General features: G+C 44.3%; 14 protein-coding genes. 8 read left to right on the top strand and 6 right to left on the bottom strand.

Features of this window, described 5'->3' with window-relative positions; genetic code table 11:
• Positions 1-3: 3 nt before the first annotated feature.
• Together H6550_03750 and H6550_03745 are read right to left on the bottom strand one after the other, a co-directional pair.
• Positions 4-477, bottom strand: a complete 474-nt coding sequence (locus tag H6550_03750) for a DinB family protein (protein ID MCB9045236.1) — start codon at positions 475-477, stop codon at positions 4-6.
• Positions 478-479: 2 nt separating this feature from the next.
• A complete protein-coding gene (locus H6550_03745; protein ID MCB9045235.1) occupies positions 480-1,442 on the bottom strand; it encodes an AAA family ATPase in 963 nt (320 codons plus the stop codon).
• A 216-nt stretch (positions 1,443-1,658) separates the two neighbouring features.
• Between H6550_03745 and H6550_03740 the strand changes: the two genes are divergently transcribed.
• Positions 1,659-1,985, top strand: a complete 327-nt coding sequence (locus tag H6550_03740) for a nucleotide pyrophosphohydrolase (GenBank protein ID MCB9045234.1) — start codon at positions 1,659-1,661, stop codon at positions 1,983-1,985.
• Between the two features lie 5 nt (positions 1,986-1,990).
• Here H6550_03740 and H6550_03735 read toward each other — a convergent pair whose 3' ends face one another.
• Entirely contained in the window at positions 1,991-4,249 is a 2,259-nt protein-coding gene (locus H6550_03735) for a gliding motility-associated C-terminal domain-containing protein (GenBank protein MCB9045233.1), read from the bottom strand.
• A gap of 235 nt (positions 4,250-4,484) precedes the next feature.
• Here H6550_03735 and H6550_03730 point away from each other — a divergent pair, with 235 nt between their 5' ends.
• From H6550_03730 to hpt, 7 genes are all read left to right on the top strand, one after another.
• A complete protein-coding gene (locus H6550_03730) occupies positions 4,485-5,081 on the top strand; it encodes a sigma-70 family RNA polymerase sigma factor (protein ID MCB9045232.1) in 597 nt (198 codons plus the stop codon).
• Positions 5,082-5,085: 4 nt separating this feature from the next.
• Complete coding sequence (locus H6550_03725) at positions 5,086-6,912, top strand: hypothetical protein (protein ID MCB9045231.1); 1,827 nt, start codon at positions 5,086-5,088, stop codon at positions 6,910-6,912.
• A gap of 60 nt (positions 6,913-6,972) precedes the next feature.
• Entirely contained in the window at positions 6,973-8,229 is a 1,257-nt protein-coding gene (locus tag H6550_03720) for a T9SS type A sorting domain-containing protein (GenBank protein MCB9045230.1), read from the top strand.
• Positions 8,230-8,295: 66 nt separating this feature from the next.
• A complete protein-coding gene (locus H6550_03715) occupies positions 8,296-9,756 on the top strand; it encodes a sodium:solute symporter (protein MCB9045229.1) in 1,461 nt (486 codons plus the stop codon).
• A 52-nt stretch (positions 9,757-9,808) separates the two neighbouring features.
• Positions 9,809-10,456, top strand: coding sequence for an O-methyltransferase (locus tag H6550_03710; protein ID MCB9045228.1), 648 nt, complete (start codon positions 9,809-9,811; stop codon positions 10,454-10,456).
• Between the two features lie 40 nt (positions 10,457-10,496).
• Positions 10,497-12,935 carry a glucosaminidase domain-containing protein gene (locus H6550_03705; GenBank protein MCB9045227.1) on the top strand — a complete coding sequence of 813 codons (2,439 nt, stop codon included), beginning with the start codon at positions 10,497-10,499 and terminating at the stop codon, positions 12,933-12,935.
• 8 nt (positions 12,936-12,943) lie between these two features.
• Positions 12,944-13,486 (top strand): hypoxanthine phosphoribosyltransferase, encoded by a 543-nt coding sequence (hpt, locus tag H6550_03700; GenBank protein MCB9045226.1) that lies wholly within the window; start codon positions 12,944-12,946, stop codon positions 13,484-13,486.
• A 1-nt stretch (position 13,487) separates the two neighbouring features.
• Here the strand turns inward: hpt and H6550_03695 are convergent, their stop codons facing one another.
• Genes H6550_03695 through H6550_03685 form a run of 3 tightly spaced genes read right to left on the bottom strand, consistent with a single transcriptional unit; the run spans position 13,488 to position 16,575 of the window.
• Positions 13,488-14,483 carry a carbohydrate kinase gene (locus H6550_03695; protein MCB9045225.1) on the bottom strand — a complete coding sequence of 332 codons (996 nt, stop codon included), beginning with the start codon at positions 14,481-14,483 and terminating at the stop codon, positions 13,488-13,490.
• Entirely contained in the window at positions 14,480-15,904 is a 1,425-nt protein-coding gene (locus H6550_03690; protein ID MCB9045224.1) for an amino acid permease, read from the bottom strand. The genes H6550_03695 and H6550_03690 overlap by 4 nt, the downstream gene beginning before the upstream one ends.
• 26 nt (positions 15,905-15,930) lie before the next feature.
• Positions 15,931-16,575 carry an OmpH family outer membrane protein gene (locus H6550_03685; protein MCB9045223.1) on the bottom strand — a complete coding sequence of 215 codons (645 nt, stop codon included), beginning with the start codon at positions 16,573-16,575 and terminating at the stop codon, positions 15,931-15,933.
• Positions 16,576-16,819: the final 244 nt, after the last annotated feature.

Below are 16,819 nucleotides of genomic sequence, written 5' to 3'. Positions count from 1 at the left end.
TTGTTACGAATTTTCCACCCCGAATTGTTTAAGGTGGTGCCAGCTATGTTTGTGTAACAGTTGCACCCACTCTTCAAAATTCAGGTGGCCGAAGAAAGGGTTGGTAACTTTCTTATCCGGGTGATTGGCGAATTCGTGGAAAAAGTTCTCTATCTCCGTTTTTAATGCTTCCAGTGCACGGGGAATGTCTTCGTATTCCAGTGGTTCAGGCTCATTGGGCAGCAACTGGTTGGGGGTGTTCTCCCTGAATGGTTTTTCACTCATCATAAAAGCATACATCTTTGGCAGGTGTTCTTCTGCCGTCAGTATGGTTCTGTCGTATTTGCCCGCCGCCTCCATAAAAGCGTAGCGCATATGCTCTATCATCTGCTGAGCATTCATTTTGCCCCAGCGCGCAGGCTCATTGGCCTTTATCGTACCCAACAGAGGTACCAGTTTATTACGAAGAAAAGATGCTTTCTCTATTATAGTGCTCATGACTAAAACAGTTGTTTGATGAGTTCTTCCTGCCCTATGCCTTCGGCCTCGGCCTTGTAGTTGCGCACTATACGGTGCCGCAGCACCTCCATAGCCATTGCCTGTACATCCTCAATATCAGGCGAGTATTTGCCATGCAACAGTGCATGGCATTTGGCACCCAGCACCAGGTATTGAGAGGCACGAGGCCCTGCGCCGTAGCCTATATACTTTTTAGCCACTTCGGGCGCTGTAGCACTGGCCGGGCGGGTTTTGTGTACTAAAGATACTGCATATTCCAATACATTATCAGGTACAGGAACACGCCTTATCAGCCCCTGGAAATACATGATCTCTTCCGCATTCAGCACCTTGGGCAGATCTATATCCTGCACACCCGTAGTGTTGCGCACTATGGCTACCTCCTCTGCATGGCTGGGGTAGTCCAGTGTTATGTGAAACATGAACCTGTCCAGCTGCGCTTCGGGCAGCGGGTAGGTACCTTCCTGTTCTATCGGGTTTTGCGTAGCCAGTACAAAGAAAGGCTGCGGCAGCTTATATATCTCACCCGCTACGGTTACATTACGTTCCTGCATGGCTTCCAGCAGCGCCGCCTGTGTTTTTGGGGGTGTACGGTTGATCTCATCTGCAAGGATAATATTAGCGAATATGGGGCCTTTCAGGAATTTAAAAGCCCTTTGCTCGTTGAGTATCTCCGCACCGATAATATCGCTGGGCATCAGGTCGGGGGTAAACTGGATGCGTTTAAAAGAAAGATCCAGCACATCGGCAACAGTCTTTACCAGCAGCGTTTTTGCCAGTCCCGGTACTCCCACAAGCAAGCTGTGGCCATTACAAAGTATGGAGATAACCAGTTTATCTACTACGTCATCCTGCCCTACTATTACTTTGGCGATGGATTTTTTTATGGTATCAAAATGTACTGTGAGTGCTTTTGCCGCTTCCGTATCTGATGTGTATGACATTCTTAGTTAATTCAAAATTTAAAAGTATCAACCCAAAACTTATAAGCTATAGCCCTGACAGATACTTTTTGATCATAAAGTAAGTTCTTCTTTTTTGTGTAAACTAACAAATTAGCTCTAAGCCAAACGTTAAAAATAACCCTATACGGGGAATATTTGACTATTATCGTGATAGTTACGACTTTTAACTAATCACTAATTACCAAGACAATGGAACTGACCATCCGCGAAGCACAGCAACAGGTAGATGAATGGATAAAAAACGTAGGTGTCCGCTACTTCAGCGAGCTGACCAACCTGGGCATATTAATGGAAGAGACCGGGGAACTGGCCCGGCTGATGGTACGCACTTATGGCGATCAATCGTTCAAAAAAAGCGATATGGGCAAAGAGCTGGCAGATGAAATGGCGGATGTGCTGTGGGTGCTGATATGCCTGGCCAACCAGACCGGGGTAGACCTGACCACAGCCCTGAAAAACAACATGGATAAAAAAACAAAACGCGATGCCGACAGGCATAAGAGTAATGAGAAGCTTAGCTGATCTTATTATCTCATCAGCACCACATCTCCTTTAAAGAATTCATCGGTATCGCTGGTGTTGTGCACTTTTATCATAAAGTAGTAGGTGCCCACATCACAGGGTTGTCCCTTATAGCTGCCATCCCACCTGTCGTGCAGTTGATTGGTTTTGAATACCACCTCGCCAAACCTGTTGACAATAATAAAGTTGAATGTCGCGGTTTTGCATTTCAGTATCGGTCCGAATTTATCATTCAGTCCGTCGTTGTTGGGGGTGAATGCAGTTGGTGTTATGGGGTTACAATCACACACTTTAAAATCTACAAGTGCTGTATCATGAAAAGTTCCACAGCGGTTCTGAACCGTAAGTGCATAAATACCCGGTTCGGTTGCAGTAACCAGTGAATCCATAGTTCCGGTAGGGCTCCAATAGTATTGGCTATTCAGTATTGACCCCATACCTATCGTGTATTCTTCACCATTGCACAGTGTTGAGTCCTTGCCTATATTAAAAGAAGACTCCGCATATTTCACATCAATGCTGTCTTTAAAACTACAGCCACCGCGTTCTATCTTCAATGAGTAAGTTCCTTTTTCTTTGATGGTAATAAAACTATCCAACGAGGTTGTACTCCACATAAAAGTATCAGCATCGTCGGGGGCTGTTAATATATATTCATCGCCTGTACAGAGTATGGTATCTTCTCCCAAGTTGAAAAATGCCTTTGTATTCAAAGACACTGATATAGTATCGCTGGCCAGGCATGCGCCCGAATGCACCGTTACGTAATACATACCGTCACGTATTACCGTAAGGCTATCAGCAGTTGTGCCGTCCTGCCAAAGGTAGGTTGTTGAGTCACCGCTTAATCCTGCTTTCAGCAACAATTTATCACCATAACAAATAGTTGTGTCCTTACCAATGTATAAGGGTAATGTGGTCATAGATACATTATAAGTATCTGTTTGCTCCAGGCAGGAGAAACTGGACGTTACCCAATAAGTACCCTTCCTGTCTACTTTGTAAACGTTTTGCGTGCTGTTGTCCTGCCACAGGTATTTAAGTGCCCCGGGCAAGCCCTGCAGATGCAACGTATCACCATAACAGAAAGTACGGTCAGACGTAGTATAAACCGTATCCAGGCTTTTAACTTCCGGGTAGGTTACAGCCGGTGGTAATGATTGTCTTGAAGAAGTTCCCGGTGCTAAAGTGACAATACCGGTGGCGTATACGCAACCGGGGAAAGCAGCATTGGTATTGCTGATACGGTCTATCGCTGTCAACCCGTTGTTGGCCACATAAATATTATTATCGGGGCCCATTTGCAATAATGATATCGATTTGCCGGAACCTGCTTTGTAAACCGTTTTGCGTGATGCCGTTATAGCTGCCAGGCTAGGTTGCGACAGGTCGTATTGCAACACCTCTCTATTCCTCAGGTCGCTTATATATACCTTGGTACCGTCTTCAGAAAATTCTCCGCTATAATAGTTGGCAACGGTAGAGGCGGCGTCCAGCAATTGTCCGTTGCTTATCACACCGGTCTTTTCATCAAAATCGTGCCATGTTATTATACTATAAGTGCTGCCGCTAAAAGGAAGAGACGTATATTCTGTGTACAATATCTTTTTTTCATCAGGCGAAGCCTTGATGCACGCGAGCGTATGTGCCACATAAGGATATGGCATTTGTGATATTACTGCATTGGTATCTATTCCTGACCCTGATATCCGGTAGGCGTAGAATTCGTTCTTTACTTTGGATGACAAAAGCAGCCAGTGTCCGTCGCAGGTAGGCACTGCCGCCATACCTTCTACAAAATCCTTACCAAGCTTAATTTTCTTTTTACCGGAAACAACATCGCCCAACCCACCGTTCAGCTTCATATCTACTACTGAATAAAACAATGCCCCTTCAGAAATATCCTCCGGATCCATTGCAAAAACATAATACTTGTTACTGTCATTTGTAACCGGAACGATGGCTACACCTCTCATAGCACTGGAAAAGATATCATTTCCGATAGCGTTACCGTTGGGCATCACATTATGTTGGCTATTCCATATCCTTACCCCATCAGTATAAAAAAGTAAAGCTCCCGACTGCCTGTCGCTCACGGTAGCACATGCCTCAAAAGCATTAACGGATGATTTGTATGATGCAGGGCTGCCACTATTAAAATCGATCGCTGCACCATTACCAAAACACCAGTTGTTGTTCTGCCGTTGAGCAAAAGCCGTGATATGCAGGAAAATAAGTATAACCGTTACAGGTAATTTTCTCATCACTCGAATTATAAGTCCGCGAAGATACCAACTTTAACAGGTGTTCTATGGACACACTACAAAAAAGCCAGATATCAACTGATAATATCAGGATACATGCCACACGCATACAACACTTTTTATATATACTTTATTGTATCAGAAAGCTTTTTCTGAATACTAACAAAAAGTTAGTTTTATACGTCTGTATATGTAAGGTAAGCCTGGCGCATATGACATAAAAGAAAAATAACATTTGACACTCTGGCTAAATAACAGGTCTCATTCGTCTGAAAAAGACGGGGATCAGTCGGTATGGGAAGACACCCAACTGCTGATACAGGAGTGTATTGCCCAGAACCGAGCCGCCCAGAAGGCGCTATACAACAAATACGCACCACAGGCATATGCCACTATAAAAAGATATACCAAACATGATGAACTGGCAGATGAAATGCTTAATGATGCCTTTTTTAAGGTGTTCACCAAAATAAGCAGCTATTCTGGCACCGGGTCGTTTGAAGGATGGATAAAAAAAGTGGTGACCAATACGGTGATGGACCATTTGCGCAAATATGTAAAAGACCAGCAAGTGTATCACGCTGCCGAGATACCTGAAGAGGTATATATGAGCGATGACATAGTAGGCAAGCTGTCTTACAAAGAGTTGCTGGCCATTGTGCAGGAACTACCGGACACGCAAAGAATAGTATTCAACTTATTTGTATTTGAAGATTATAAACATAAAGACATATCAGAAACACTGGGTATCAGTGAAGTAAATAGCAGGTGGCATCTGAATGATGCCCGCAAACGATTAAAGGACAAGATCAACTCAATAATGAAGCGATAACGTTATGGACGGACGTAAAATAAATATCGATGAGTTTTTCGACCGGGAGATGGGCAACCACGCCGAAACGCCGCCCCCTGCAATATGGGATGCGCTGGAAAAAAGGCTGGATGCACAGAACGGAAGAAAAAAGGTGTTCCCCATTTGGTGGTTCTGGGGAATAGGAGCGCTGATACTGGTATCAGCCACTGTAATTATGGCCGGTTATCTATATAACAGCGGCGGAAAACTTATGGCTGATAATCATGCTACACCACTTAATGATAAGACTTCTGCTGAAGATGCGGATGTTGCTCAATTCGTCCAAAATAATGAGCAGCAGGCAGGCAACAGTGTAAATGAAGATAATATACCATCACACACGGCCAACAAAAAAAATATCTCAGAACCACAAACAACAGGTAACACAACAAATAGTAAACAACGTACCGATAATAATAAACATACAGAGCAAAATACAGCCCCTGCCCTCAGCAGCAACGACGTTGCTGTAACTCACTCCTCCAACCATCAGAACAACTCCGGGCGCAACACTGCGCCTGATACCCGGGGCAGGCAGCAAGACATTATGTCTTTAATGCCACAACAGGCGATGAGCAGTATTGCTACGCCTGTTGCCGCCGTCACCCGTTCTATGCAGACCGTACCCCTGCCGGCAGTGCCATTGGCTACCGATAACAATACGGACCCAACACAGGAAGCAGGTACAAATAACAAAACAGGGCAGACAAAAAAGGCTAAACCGGCCATTATTCCACCGTCAGAAAGCATAATGGCCTCGGTAAACCCTGCAGATGCATTTTCGGCTACACAGCCACTAAACATTCCTGCAGCATCGGAAGTGATGGATATGCCTGCAATATCGCCGGAATCTATAACTGAACAGTACAGCTATACTGATACAGGCAAAAAGAAGAAGCTCTTTATCCCTGCAGACTCATCAGGGAACGAACTGAGCGAAACCGTAGCGCCTGTTATTACAAAGAAAAAGAAACCACTGCCGCTTGACTTTGGTATAAAAGCCGGGTATTCATTAGGCTTCAACCAGTCGTGGAGAGCCAATAAATGGGCAGTAGCTCCATATCTTGAATACAGGCTGCCTTCCAACTTCTCTGTCATACTGCAACCAACTTTCCATATGGGCAATGCCACTACCGGAACATTTGCCAATGGCATACATGACTATCATAAAATAACCAGCTCTACCTTCGACTCTACCAGCCGCCTGGTACGAGGGGCCGTAGACAGCAGTATATTAACCCCTAACCCGCCGGATACTATCTTCCGCACCTACACATACGGGCAGGTATACGATTCCATACATGTAGGCAAGAAAATAACCGGTAAACAAATGTGGGATATTGAATTGCCGTTGATGGTAAAATACCAGGTGAACAAGACTTTTGCCTTCATATTAGGCGGATCAGTGACATACAGTTCTGTACTACAGACAAAAGAGGAAATGAACCGTTTTACCAACCTGGGCAAGCAATACACTGAAAATATTGACCCTGCAACTTTCTATACCACAGTACAAGGGCAACCTGCACCTGACGGCCCTGCCCCTAAAAGCTTCAGCGACCTGTTTACTTATAATACTGATGAGTATACCGGTTATGACCTTGACAAAGAAACTACGTATAGTAATTTCTTCAGGTATGGGTTTATGATCGGAGCGTCAGCGTCGTTCGGAGAACGTTGGATGGTGGATGTTATGGTTCATAAAACGGGAGTAGATAAAAATTCTGTACCTGATAAAGAGTTACAAAAGCTATATACTCAACCTTATATGAGGATCACTATAGGGTACCGGTTGTCAAACAGGCCATAAACACTAACACATGCGCACGACAAGGCGTCTTATATAGTATGAAAGCATAATAACTGAACGATGAAGAATATATATATACTCATATTGTTACTGTTGGGTACGGGAGTAGTTTACGGGCAGAGGACTGTCATCTCAAAGGTTAAAAACACGAACGGCGACAGCCTGGTAGGGAAGGTAGTTTATATGTACCCGGACACCAACCAGTCAAATCCTCCGTTCCAGCTCATTCAGCAAAAGACAGATTCATTTGGAGTAGCCAGTTTTCAATTACCCTCAAATGTTTCAACAGGTACCGTTTTTTATGTATCTACGCTTGATTGCGATAGTGTATCCTATAAAATAAATACACACATCTACGCAGGCAATAACATCAACAGTCCCCTGATAGTATGTGTTACACCACCCACCAATTTTAGTGGCTATGTATACCTCGGTGATGCCAGTAAGCGACCCAAAGTAAAAGACGCACAGGTGTACCTGATAAGCAAATGCGGTACTATGCTGAATTATATTGACAGTGTTGAAACAGACACGAACGGGTACTATGCTGTAGATTCTTTTCCGATACAAAGTACAGGTTGCGAAGTGATCATGCGGGCAGCCTTAAAAAGTACCTCTGCCGACTACAAAAAATACCTGCCGGCTTATCATAAAAACAATAGTAACTACGACCTGAAATGGTCAGGAGCGAGAGACATCCCGTTGCAAGTGGCAAGACAAGGGATCAATATTATATTACCCGAAGCCATCAATCCAACAGGCGGGCCTTCCACTATTTCGGGATATGCCAAAGACAGTCTTACTAACAATCGCCTGCCCGATAAGATCATGTTTGTAACAGACATGCAGGATGTGACCGTAGATTATACGTTTACAGACGCGAGTGGCGAATATGCATTTACCAATCTGCCATTTGGTACTTATAAAGTATTTGGCGACGTATGGGGCAAAGACAATATTGATTTTATTGCTACGATAAATGCGAATAAAGTAAATATCCTGAACCTTGTATTTATTGAGAATTCAACAGAATATAAGGGATACATCGCAACTTCTGTTGCGGGGCGGAACGACCTGGTAAATACCATAAGCATCTTCCCTAACCCGGCACGTGACAGGATATACATCAAAGGTGCAGATAATATTCCGGGACAGAAGATCGTCGAGCTCACTGATATTACAGGTGCTAAAGTGTACAACTCAGTATACACTGCCGGCCAGCCGGTAACCGTTCCTGTTATGTCACTACCTGCAGGTGTCTACATTCTTAGGCTGAGTACTGAAACGGAAACAGCAGTGTTCAGGGTAGCCAAATAGTCAGCTGATACAAGGCAATAACTGTTACCTGTTTACTTGCTTTTTGCCTATTTTCACGGCATGAGTATGTCTGCAATATTACTGGTCATCATCTTATCTTATTTTGCCCTGTTGCTGGGCATAGCCTTTTATACTTCACGTGGTTCCAATAACGAGTCGTTTTTTATAGGTAACCGCAGCAGTAAATGGTGGGTGGTAGCCTTCGGTATGATAGGCACTTCCCTGTCCGGCATGACATTCATTTCGGTACCGGGCACAGTAGGCTCAGCAGGCTTCTCCTACTTCCAGGTAGTAATAGGCTACTGGCTGGGATACTTTGCCGTTGCATTTATCCTTTTGCCCATATACTATAAAATGCAACTTACCTCTATTTACAGTTACCTTGATGAACGACTGGGTACTGCATCCTACAAAACGGGAGCCTTGTTCTTTATCCTGTCGCGTACATTGGGGGCCACACTCAGGCTGTACCTGGTCATCAAAGTACTGGAGCTGTTCGTGCTGAAAGACATGGGTGTATCTTTTGAATTTACAGCTGTATTGATACTCGTCCTGATATTGCTGTACACATTCAAAGGTGGTGTAAAAACTATTGTATGGACCGATACACTGCAAACTACATTTATGATACTGGCACTACTGGTCTGTGTTATATACATCATGAATGATATGGGACTGAGTTTTTCAGGCACATGGGCAGCTATGACCGATAAAGGTTATACCAAAATGGTGAATACAGACATCATGTCGGGTGGCAGCTTCTGGAAAAGCGTACTGGGTGGTGCTTTCATTACCATAGGCATGACAGGACTGGACCAGGAAATGATGCAAAAGAATATCAGCGTAAGCAACCTGAAGGATTCGCAGAAGAATATGATCACCTTCTGTTTCATTCTACTGATAGCCAATTTCATATTCCTGTTGCTGGGCGGACTGCTCTATTTGTATGCAGACGTAAAAGGTATCAGTGCTGCCGGCGATAATATCTTCCCTTTCATTGCGTTGAAAAGTGGTTTGCCATTCTTCATCACCATATGTTTTATGATAGGTTTGATATCGGCACTCTTCCCCAGTGCCGACGGCGCTTTAACAGCGCTTACCTCATCGTATTGCATAGACATATTGGGCATGAAACGCCGTACTGACTGGGACGAAAAAAAGAAAAGCAGGGTAAGACTTATCGTACATAATACATTCGCACTCGTATTTCTTGGCTGTATATTCTTCTTCAGAGAAGTAGATAACGGTTCGCTTATCAGCACGCTGCTGGCTGTAGCAGGATATACTTACGGACCACTGCTGGCATTATTTGCATTCGGTATCTTCACAAAACGCAATGTCAATAATAAGCTGGTGCCTTTGGTTTGCATAGCAGCACCAATACTGTGCTATTTACTGAAACAGAATGAAGCCTACCTGTTAGGTAACTATAAGATAGGTTTGGAGTTGTTGCTCATCAATGCAGGAATTACTTACCTGTTCCTACTGGTTATATCAAAAAAACAACACTCTGTAGTCTCTGAATAGTTCCTTAATTTTGTGGTGATACATACAAATTCATCCAAAATCGAAGCATTTTATGGGGCGTTTTGAGCATTCACCAAACATTAACAATTACGTAGAAGCCTTCACTTCACCCGAAGATCCTGTTCTCGCAAAGCTGAACAGGGAGACCAATATGAAGGTACAGTTACCAATTATGCTCTCCGGGCATTTACAAGGTGCTGTGTTACAGGCAATTAGCTTTTTGCTAAAACCAAGGCGTATTTTGGAGGTAGGAACATATACAGGATATTCTGCCATATGTCTGGCCAAAGGATTGACAGAAGACGGCCACTTGCACACCATCGACGTGAACGAAGAGTTGAGAGACATGTGTTTTCGTTATATTTGTGAAGCAGGATTAGAGGAAAAAATCACACTGCATACAGGACAAGCTGAGAAAATTATACCGGGGTTGGACGAAATGTTCGACCTGGTGTTCATTGACGCAGACAAAGTGAACTACGGTCTTTATTACGACCAGGTGTTTGATAAAGTGCGCAAAGGCGGCTTTATACTGGCTGATAACGTACTGTACGATGGCGAAGTGGTATTGCCTGAAGCTGAACAAAGCAAGAATGGCAAAGCTATACACGCTTTCAACGAAAAGCTGCGCGATGACGACCGTATAGAGCAGGTGCTGCTACCTATACGCGATGGTATAATGATAGCACGAAAAAAGTAAAAAAATAAAAACGGAGTAAAAAACACAAAAAACCAAGTGTATGAAAAAAATGTTCGTAGTATACGCCCTGCTAACCCTGGTGTATACGATAAACACCGATGCACAAACAAGGAATAGTGACAACATTCAGCGTTATATAGAGCGTTACCGTAGCCTGGCCATGAGCGAGCAGCAACGCACAGGAATTCCTGCCGCCATAAAACTCGCGCAAGCTATACACGAATCAGGCGCAGGTACCAGCCCGTTGGCGGTACAAGCCAACAACCACTTCGGTTTAAAATGTAAATCTGACTGGACGGGTGCTACTTTTTTGCATACCGATGACAGGCGAGATGAGTGTTTCCGTAAATACAATATGGATTTTGAATCTTACCAGGACCAGTCTAATTATCTTAAGTCTAATCCGAGGTATGCTTCTTTGTTCCAACTATCTGTAACAGACTATGCTGCATGGGCCTTTGGCCTGCGTAAAGCCGGCTATGCAACAAACGCCCAGTATCCGCAGTTACTCATAAAACTTATAGAGGATTACCGCCTGCAGGAATATACTTATGCAGCCATGGGCAATACAGGGTTAGTAGACAACAATGTAGCTTCGAATAATAATTCGCGCAGGAACAACAGGTCACAACAACAATACACACAACCAGCAGAAAACAATTACTCCCGCGATACCCGCGATAGTTACAATCGCTACAACTACAGCAATAACAACAGCTACAACAACAACAGCAATAGCTATAACAACAATTACGGTAATACTCAGCCCGCTGCACAGAGTTATGGCTACAACCAACCTGCTTCTTCAGGCATGACTACTACCACATACGATAACAGTCAGCCCGAAAGAGTTTCTAAATACATCGACACAAGGCCAAGGGAAAGACACACTGTAACCCGCAGCAGGCAGAACGGCAGAGAAGTAGAAACAAGAGTGGATAATACACCAAGTACCGTTGTAAAGATCAACAACCTGAAAGCGATATATGGAAAGAAAGGTGATATGCCTTTGCAATATGCCGTACGCAATGGCATACGCTATGAAAAATTCCTGGAGATAAACGACCTGAAAGAAGAGCCCTTGCCGGCAGATATGCCGTTGTACCTGGAGCGTAAACACTTCTGGGGTATTAGGCCAATGCACCTGGTGAAATATGGTGAGGTAATGATAGAGATCGCACAGAAAGAAGGTATACAACTGAAATACCTGCGTGACCTGAACTACATGGAAGAGGATGAAGAACCTGTACCGGGTGTAACCCTGGAACTGCAGGCACAGGCAGGCAGCAAGCCTAATGTTATGAAGCGTGAAGAATCGCCCGTGTATGCGCAACTTTCCGGCAGCGACCAGGAACAATACCAGGGCGAACCGGACGAAACATACTCAAATAACCAGCAATATACACCACCGGTATCTACCTTCCCGAAAAATCCGGCTCCTGTATACACAGAGGAAAAGAACATCTTTGAAAAGATAAAGGAAAGGAGAGAAGAAAGAAAACTGGAGAAAGAGCGCGAGGAAGCTGCACAAAAGCAGCAGCAACCCGTAACACAACAGCAGCCACAGCAGCCCGTTCAGCAACAGCAGCAATCACAACAATCTAAATACATACAGAGAACACCTGCACAGCAGCAAACTCAATATGTACAAAGAACGCCTGCACAGCAGCCAGTAGAGGAACAATCCAAGTACCTGCAGGAAGAGCCCGTACAGCAACAGCCTGTGACACAACAACCTCAATACCAACAACCGGCTCCATCATACAACAGGCAGCAATATTCATACAGCAGCAATACAACCAACGTTAAACCCAACCCGGCAGCACAGCAGCCTGTAGAAGAAAAATCTGCACGCGAACTGAGAAAGGAAGAAAGAAGAAAAAAGAAGGAAGAAGAGGAACAGCAACCGGTAGCAGCTAAACCTGTGCAGCAACCCCAAAAACCTAAAACAGAACTGGATATGCTGAAGGAGCAGTTTGATAATGTTATATATGCTGACAACGGTAACGGCGGACGACAAAACACGCAGCGTTACCAGCAGCCGCAACAACAACAACCCCAATATCAACAACAGCAGCGCACACAACAATACCAGCAAAACAACTACAACAGGCAGCAACAATACCAACAGCCTGCGCAACAACAATATCAACAACCACAACAGCAATACCAGGCACAACAATCGCAATACCAACAGCCTGCGCAGCCGCAATATCAACAGCAATATCAGCTGCCGCAACAACAATACCAGGCACAGAACCAGTATCAGCAACCCGCATATCAGCAACAGGGCCAGCAATACCAGGCACAACAACCGCAACAGAATTATGATCCAAGCAAATATTACCTGGTAAAACGAGGCGATACTGCTTATACCATTGCCAAAAAACATGGTATTACTATCAGGCAATTGATGGACTGGAACGGGCTGGATTTTGACGCTATAAAAGAAGGGCAGAACCTGCGCGTGAAACAGTAAATTTGCGCATGGGTAGTATCATTCTCAATGATAAAACGTTCGAGCCATACATCAGCAAAGAACGCATTAATGAAAAAGTAGGCGAATTAGGCAAGCAGATAGAACAGGACTATACAAACAAGAATCCTTTATTTATCTGCTTGCTTAACGGCGCTTTCATCTTCTCCGCCGACCTTTTCCGGCAAATAAATATCCCTGCTGAAATTGCATTTATTCGTGTCAGTTCCTATGCCGGCACTCAGTCAACCGGCAATGTCACTATACAACACAACCTGGAAGCCGGTATTGAGCACAGGCATATCATACTGGTTGAAGATATCATAGACACGGGAAGAACATTACATGAATTGATACCGCATATTACTTCTGCCGGTCCTGCATCTGTAAAATTAGTATCGCTGTTGTCAAAGCCTTCGGCAAGAACACATCATGTACATATTGACTATACCGGCTTTGAGATACCTGATAAATTTGTGGTTGGATACGGAATGGATTATGACGAGCAGGGTCGCAACCTACCTGATATATATGTGCTGACCGGGGAAGAATAAGCTATTCTCCCAGCAATCTAACACATTCTTCCATCAACCGCTTTTTGTTGATCGGCACTACACCAACATCCTCGCACACCAGTCCACCTGCGATATTAGATACCTTAGCCATAACAGAAGGATCCTTTGTGAGTGCATAAACAATAGATGCGGTAGCAATAACGGTATCACCTGCTCCTGATACATCAGCAATACTCCTCAGGTGCGATGGTAACAGTTCAGAACCGGAATTGCCATAATATACCCCTTTTTCTGACAGGGTAACGAATGTGATATCATGATGCAATGCTGCCTGCAACTCTTTGTGCACCTTATCCATATTTGCCTTGTTTACATTGCTCAGCGGAATGTTCAGGCCTTCGCGTACTTCTTTCAGGTTAGGCTTAAAAATCGTCACTCCTTTATAGGAGAGGAAATTCTTTTTCTTCGGGTCTACCGCCACTACCATCCCAATTTCCCGGCAATGGTTGATCGTCCTTTCTATCACGTTCTCTTTCAGTACCCCTTTATTATAATCTTCAAATATGAGTACATCCGGTTTCTGCATTTGTAGGTACTTCAGCAGTTTGTCTATAAAAGGATGTTCATCTTTCGTGCTCAGCTCTTCGGTGGTCTCATCGTCCATACGCAGTATATGCTGGCTGCGGCTCATGATACGCGTCTTGGTAGTAGTGATACGGTCGTTGCCCAGCATCAGCAGCGAGGTATCTATCCCCTCATGCTCCGCCATATCTTTCAGTTGGTGTCCTTCATGATCTTTGCCCACTACACTGGCGAGGGTTACTTTTGCACCCAGCGCTTTGCAATTCATCGCCACGTTGGCTGCACCGCCCATCCGGCTCTCCCGTTTTTTCAGCATCACTACGGGTACAGGTGCTTCCGGCGAAACACGGTCTACATCACCCCACCAGTAGTTATCCAGCATCACGTCGCCCACCACCACTACGTGCAGGTCACTCATCTTCTTAAACAGCCTTGTCAGTTCTTCTTTCTTCATTTGGTTTTCAATCCACGCTTATTCAGGTAATAATATACCGGCACGCCCAATAGTACAATAAATAATCCCCAGCCTGCGGTGCTGGTCCTGTCTTTCAACAATACCAGGCATATAGCCGCAGCCATGATGATATACAATATCGGCACAACGGGATAACCGAATGCTTTATATGGCCTTGGCAGGTCGGGCTGTGTTTTGCGTAGCTTGAATATACCTGCAATGGTCATGATGTAGAAAAGCAATGCCGTGAATATCAGGTAGTCCAGCAACTGTCCGTAGGTACCGCTCAGGCACAATACCGATGCCCATATACATTGCATCCACAAGGCTTTGGCAGGTACGCCTTTACTGTTCAAGTGACCTGCTGATGGTATAAAGAAACCATCTTTGGCCATGGTATAATATACCCTGGCACCGGATAGTATCAGACCGTTGTTGCAACCGAAGGTTGATACCATGATAAGGCCGGCAATAATAGCCGCTCCCATACCCGAAAATATTTTTTCAGCCGCTGCTACTGCAATACGGTCGGCAGGAGCATTGGCTATTTCGCTTATGGTCAGTGTATTCAGGTACATGAAGTTCATTGATACATACAATATCGTTACCACAAGTGTGCCCAGGAAAAGACTGAGACCGATATTACGCTCAGGCTTTTTTATTTCACCGGCTATAAAGGTCACGTTATTCCATGCATCGCTGGAGAACAGCCCACCGACCATAGCTACACCCAGCCCCGCAACAAGCGCCATACCTGATAGACTTTGACGGGTGATCGCTTCAGGAGTGAAATCAAGTTTCATAGCAAACCACGGGTCACTCCAGTTGTCCTTCCACGCCGCACCATCTTTGAACAACAATAACCCGAATATGATCAACCCGATAAGAGCCACAACTTTGGCGAATGTAAAAAAGAACTGTATCCATTTACCATTCTCTACCCCACGGCTATTGATGTAGGTAAGCAGGAATATACTGGCTATACCCAGCATCTGGGCAGCAGAAATAGTAAATGAACCTATGGTCAGCAGGATATTATCTTCGCCCAGTGCGGGAATGAAGTAGCCTGTATATTTAGCAAAAGCCACACCTACCGCCGCAATAGTACCTGTTTGTATGACAGCAAAGAACGACCAGCCATACAGGAAACCATACAACTTGCCGAAAGCTTCGCGCAGGTATACATACTGCCCGCCAGCCTTGGGAAACATACCGCTCAACTCGCCGTAGCTAAGTGCAGCAGACAATGTGATGAAACCTGATATCAGCCATACGGCTATCAACCAGCCTGCACTACCTACATTGCGGGCTATATCGGCGCTTACAATAAAAATACCGGAACCTATCATTGAGCCTATGACGAGTAAAGTACCGTCGAGCAGGCTTAACGACCTGTGAAAATGTTCTTTATTATTTTCCAAAGCATGTAGTTTTGCTTAGAAAAATACTATTTATTTTTCTTCTTTGTGTCTTTATTCTCCTTTGTAGCCTCTTTGGCATACAGTTCATTCATTCCGGCCACTACTTCATCTGTTATATCAAGCTCCTCGTTTACCAGCATGATCAGGCCTACAGACTTACTGTAAGAAAGGATATAATCGTAATGCTTGTCCTTGTTATAGTCTGCCAGGAAATTATCTAATCGTTGCTGCAGGTCTTTGTTGAACTCGTCCTGCTCTGCCAATAGTTTCTCTGTCAGGGCAGCTTCTCTTGCTTCCAGGCTCTGTTTCATTTGCTGCAGCCTTTTAGCTGTCGACTGGTATTCAGCCTCGGTAAGCGTACCGGCCTGCGCTTTACGTTCTGCTGACTGGTAATCTTGTTGAAACTGTCTCTGAGAACGCTCCAGCTCATTGCTCATACCTTTCTTACGCTCTTCAAAATCAGCTTTCTTATTTTTCAGGTATTCATACCTGGCCTCCAGGCTGTCTATGTTTACATACGCTATGCGTCCCCTGGTATCCGTGTTGGTGCTTTGCTCTTTATCAGCAGCACCTTGTGTAGCTCCGCTCTTATGTTCAGACATTCTCAGCCCGAAAAGTGCCAGAACACCCACAAATGCCAAAGTGCTGAACAGTATTGATAAATTCTTCATGTACGTGTTATTAGTATGTGTTGTGTATTACAGTCAACAAAAGTAATATCTTATAGTTACCGTATGTATAATTGTTTCTTAAAACTTTTGAAAACGGCCATTATTTTCAGGTTATAGCCCGACGCGTAAATTATGTGTCGCAAAGACATTTATTTTATTATTTAGTATATTCGTATTGCATTAATGAAACATATACTTGTCATATTAGTAGCTTGCCTCTACCTCTTAGGACTTACGGAAATTT

The organism is Chitinophagales bacterium (genome assembly GCA_020636495.1).
Lineage (GTDB): Bacteria > Bacteroidota > Bacteroidia > Chitinophagales > Chitinophagaceae > UBA5543.
This window is presented reverse-complemented; position numbering and strand designations above follow the sequence as displayed.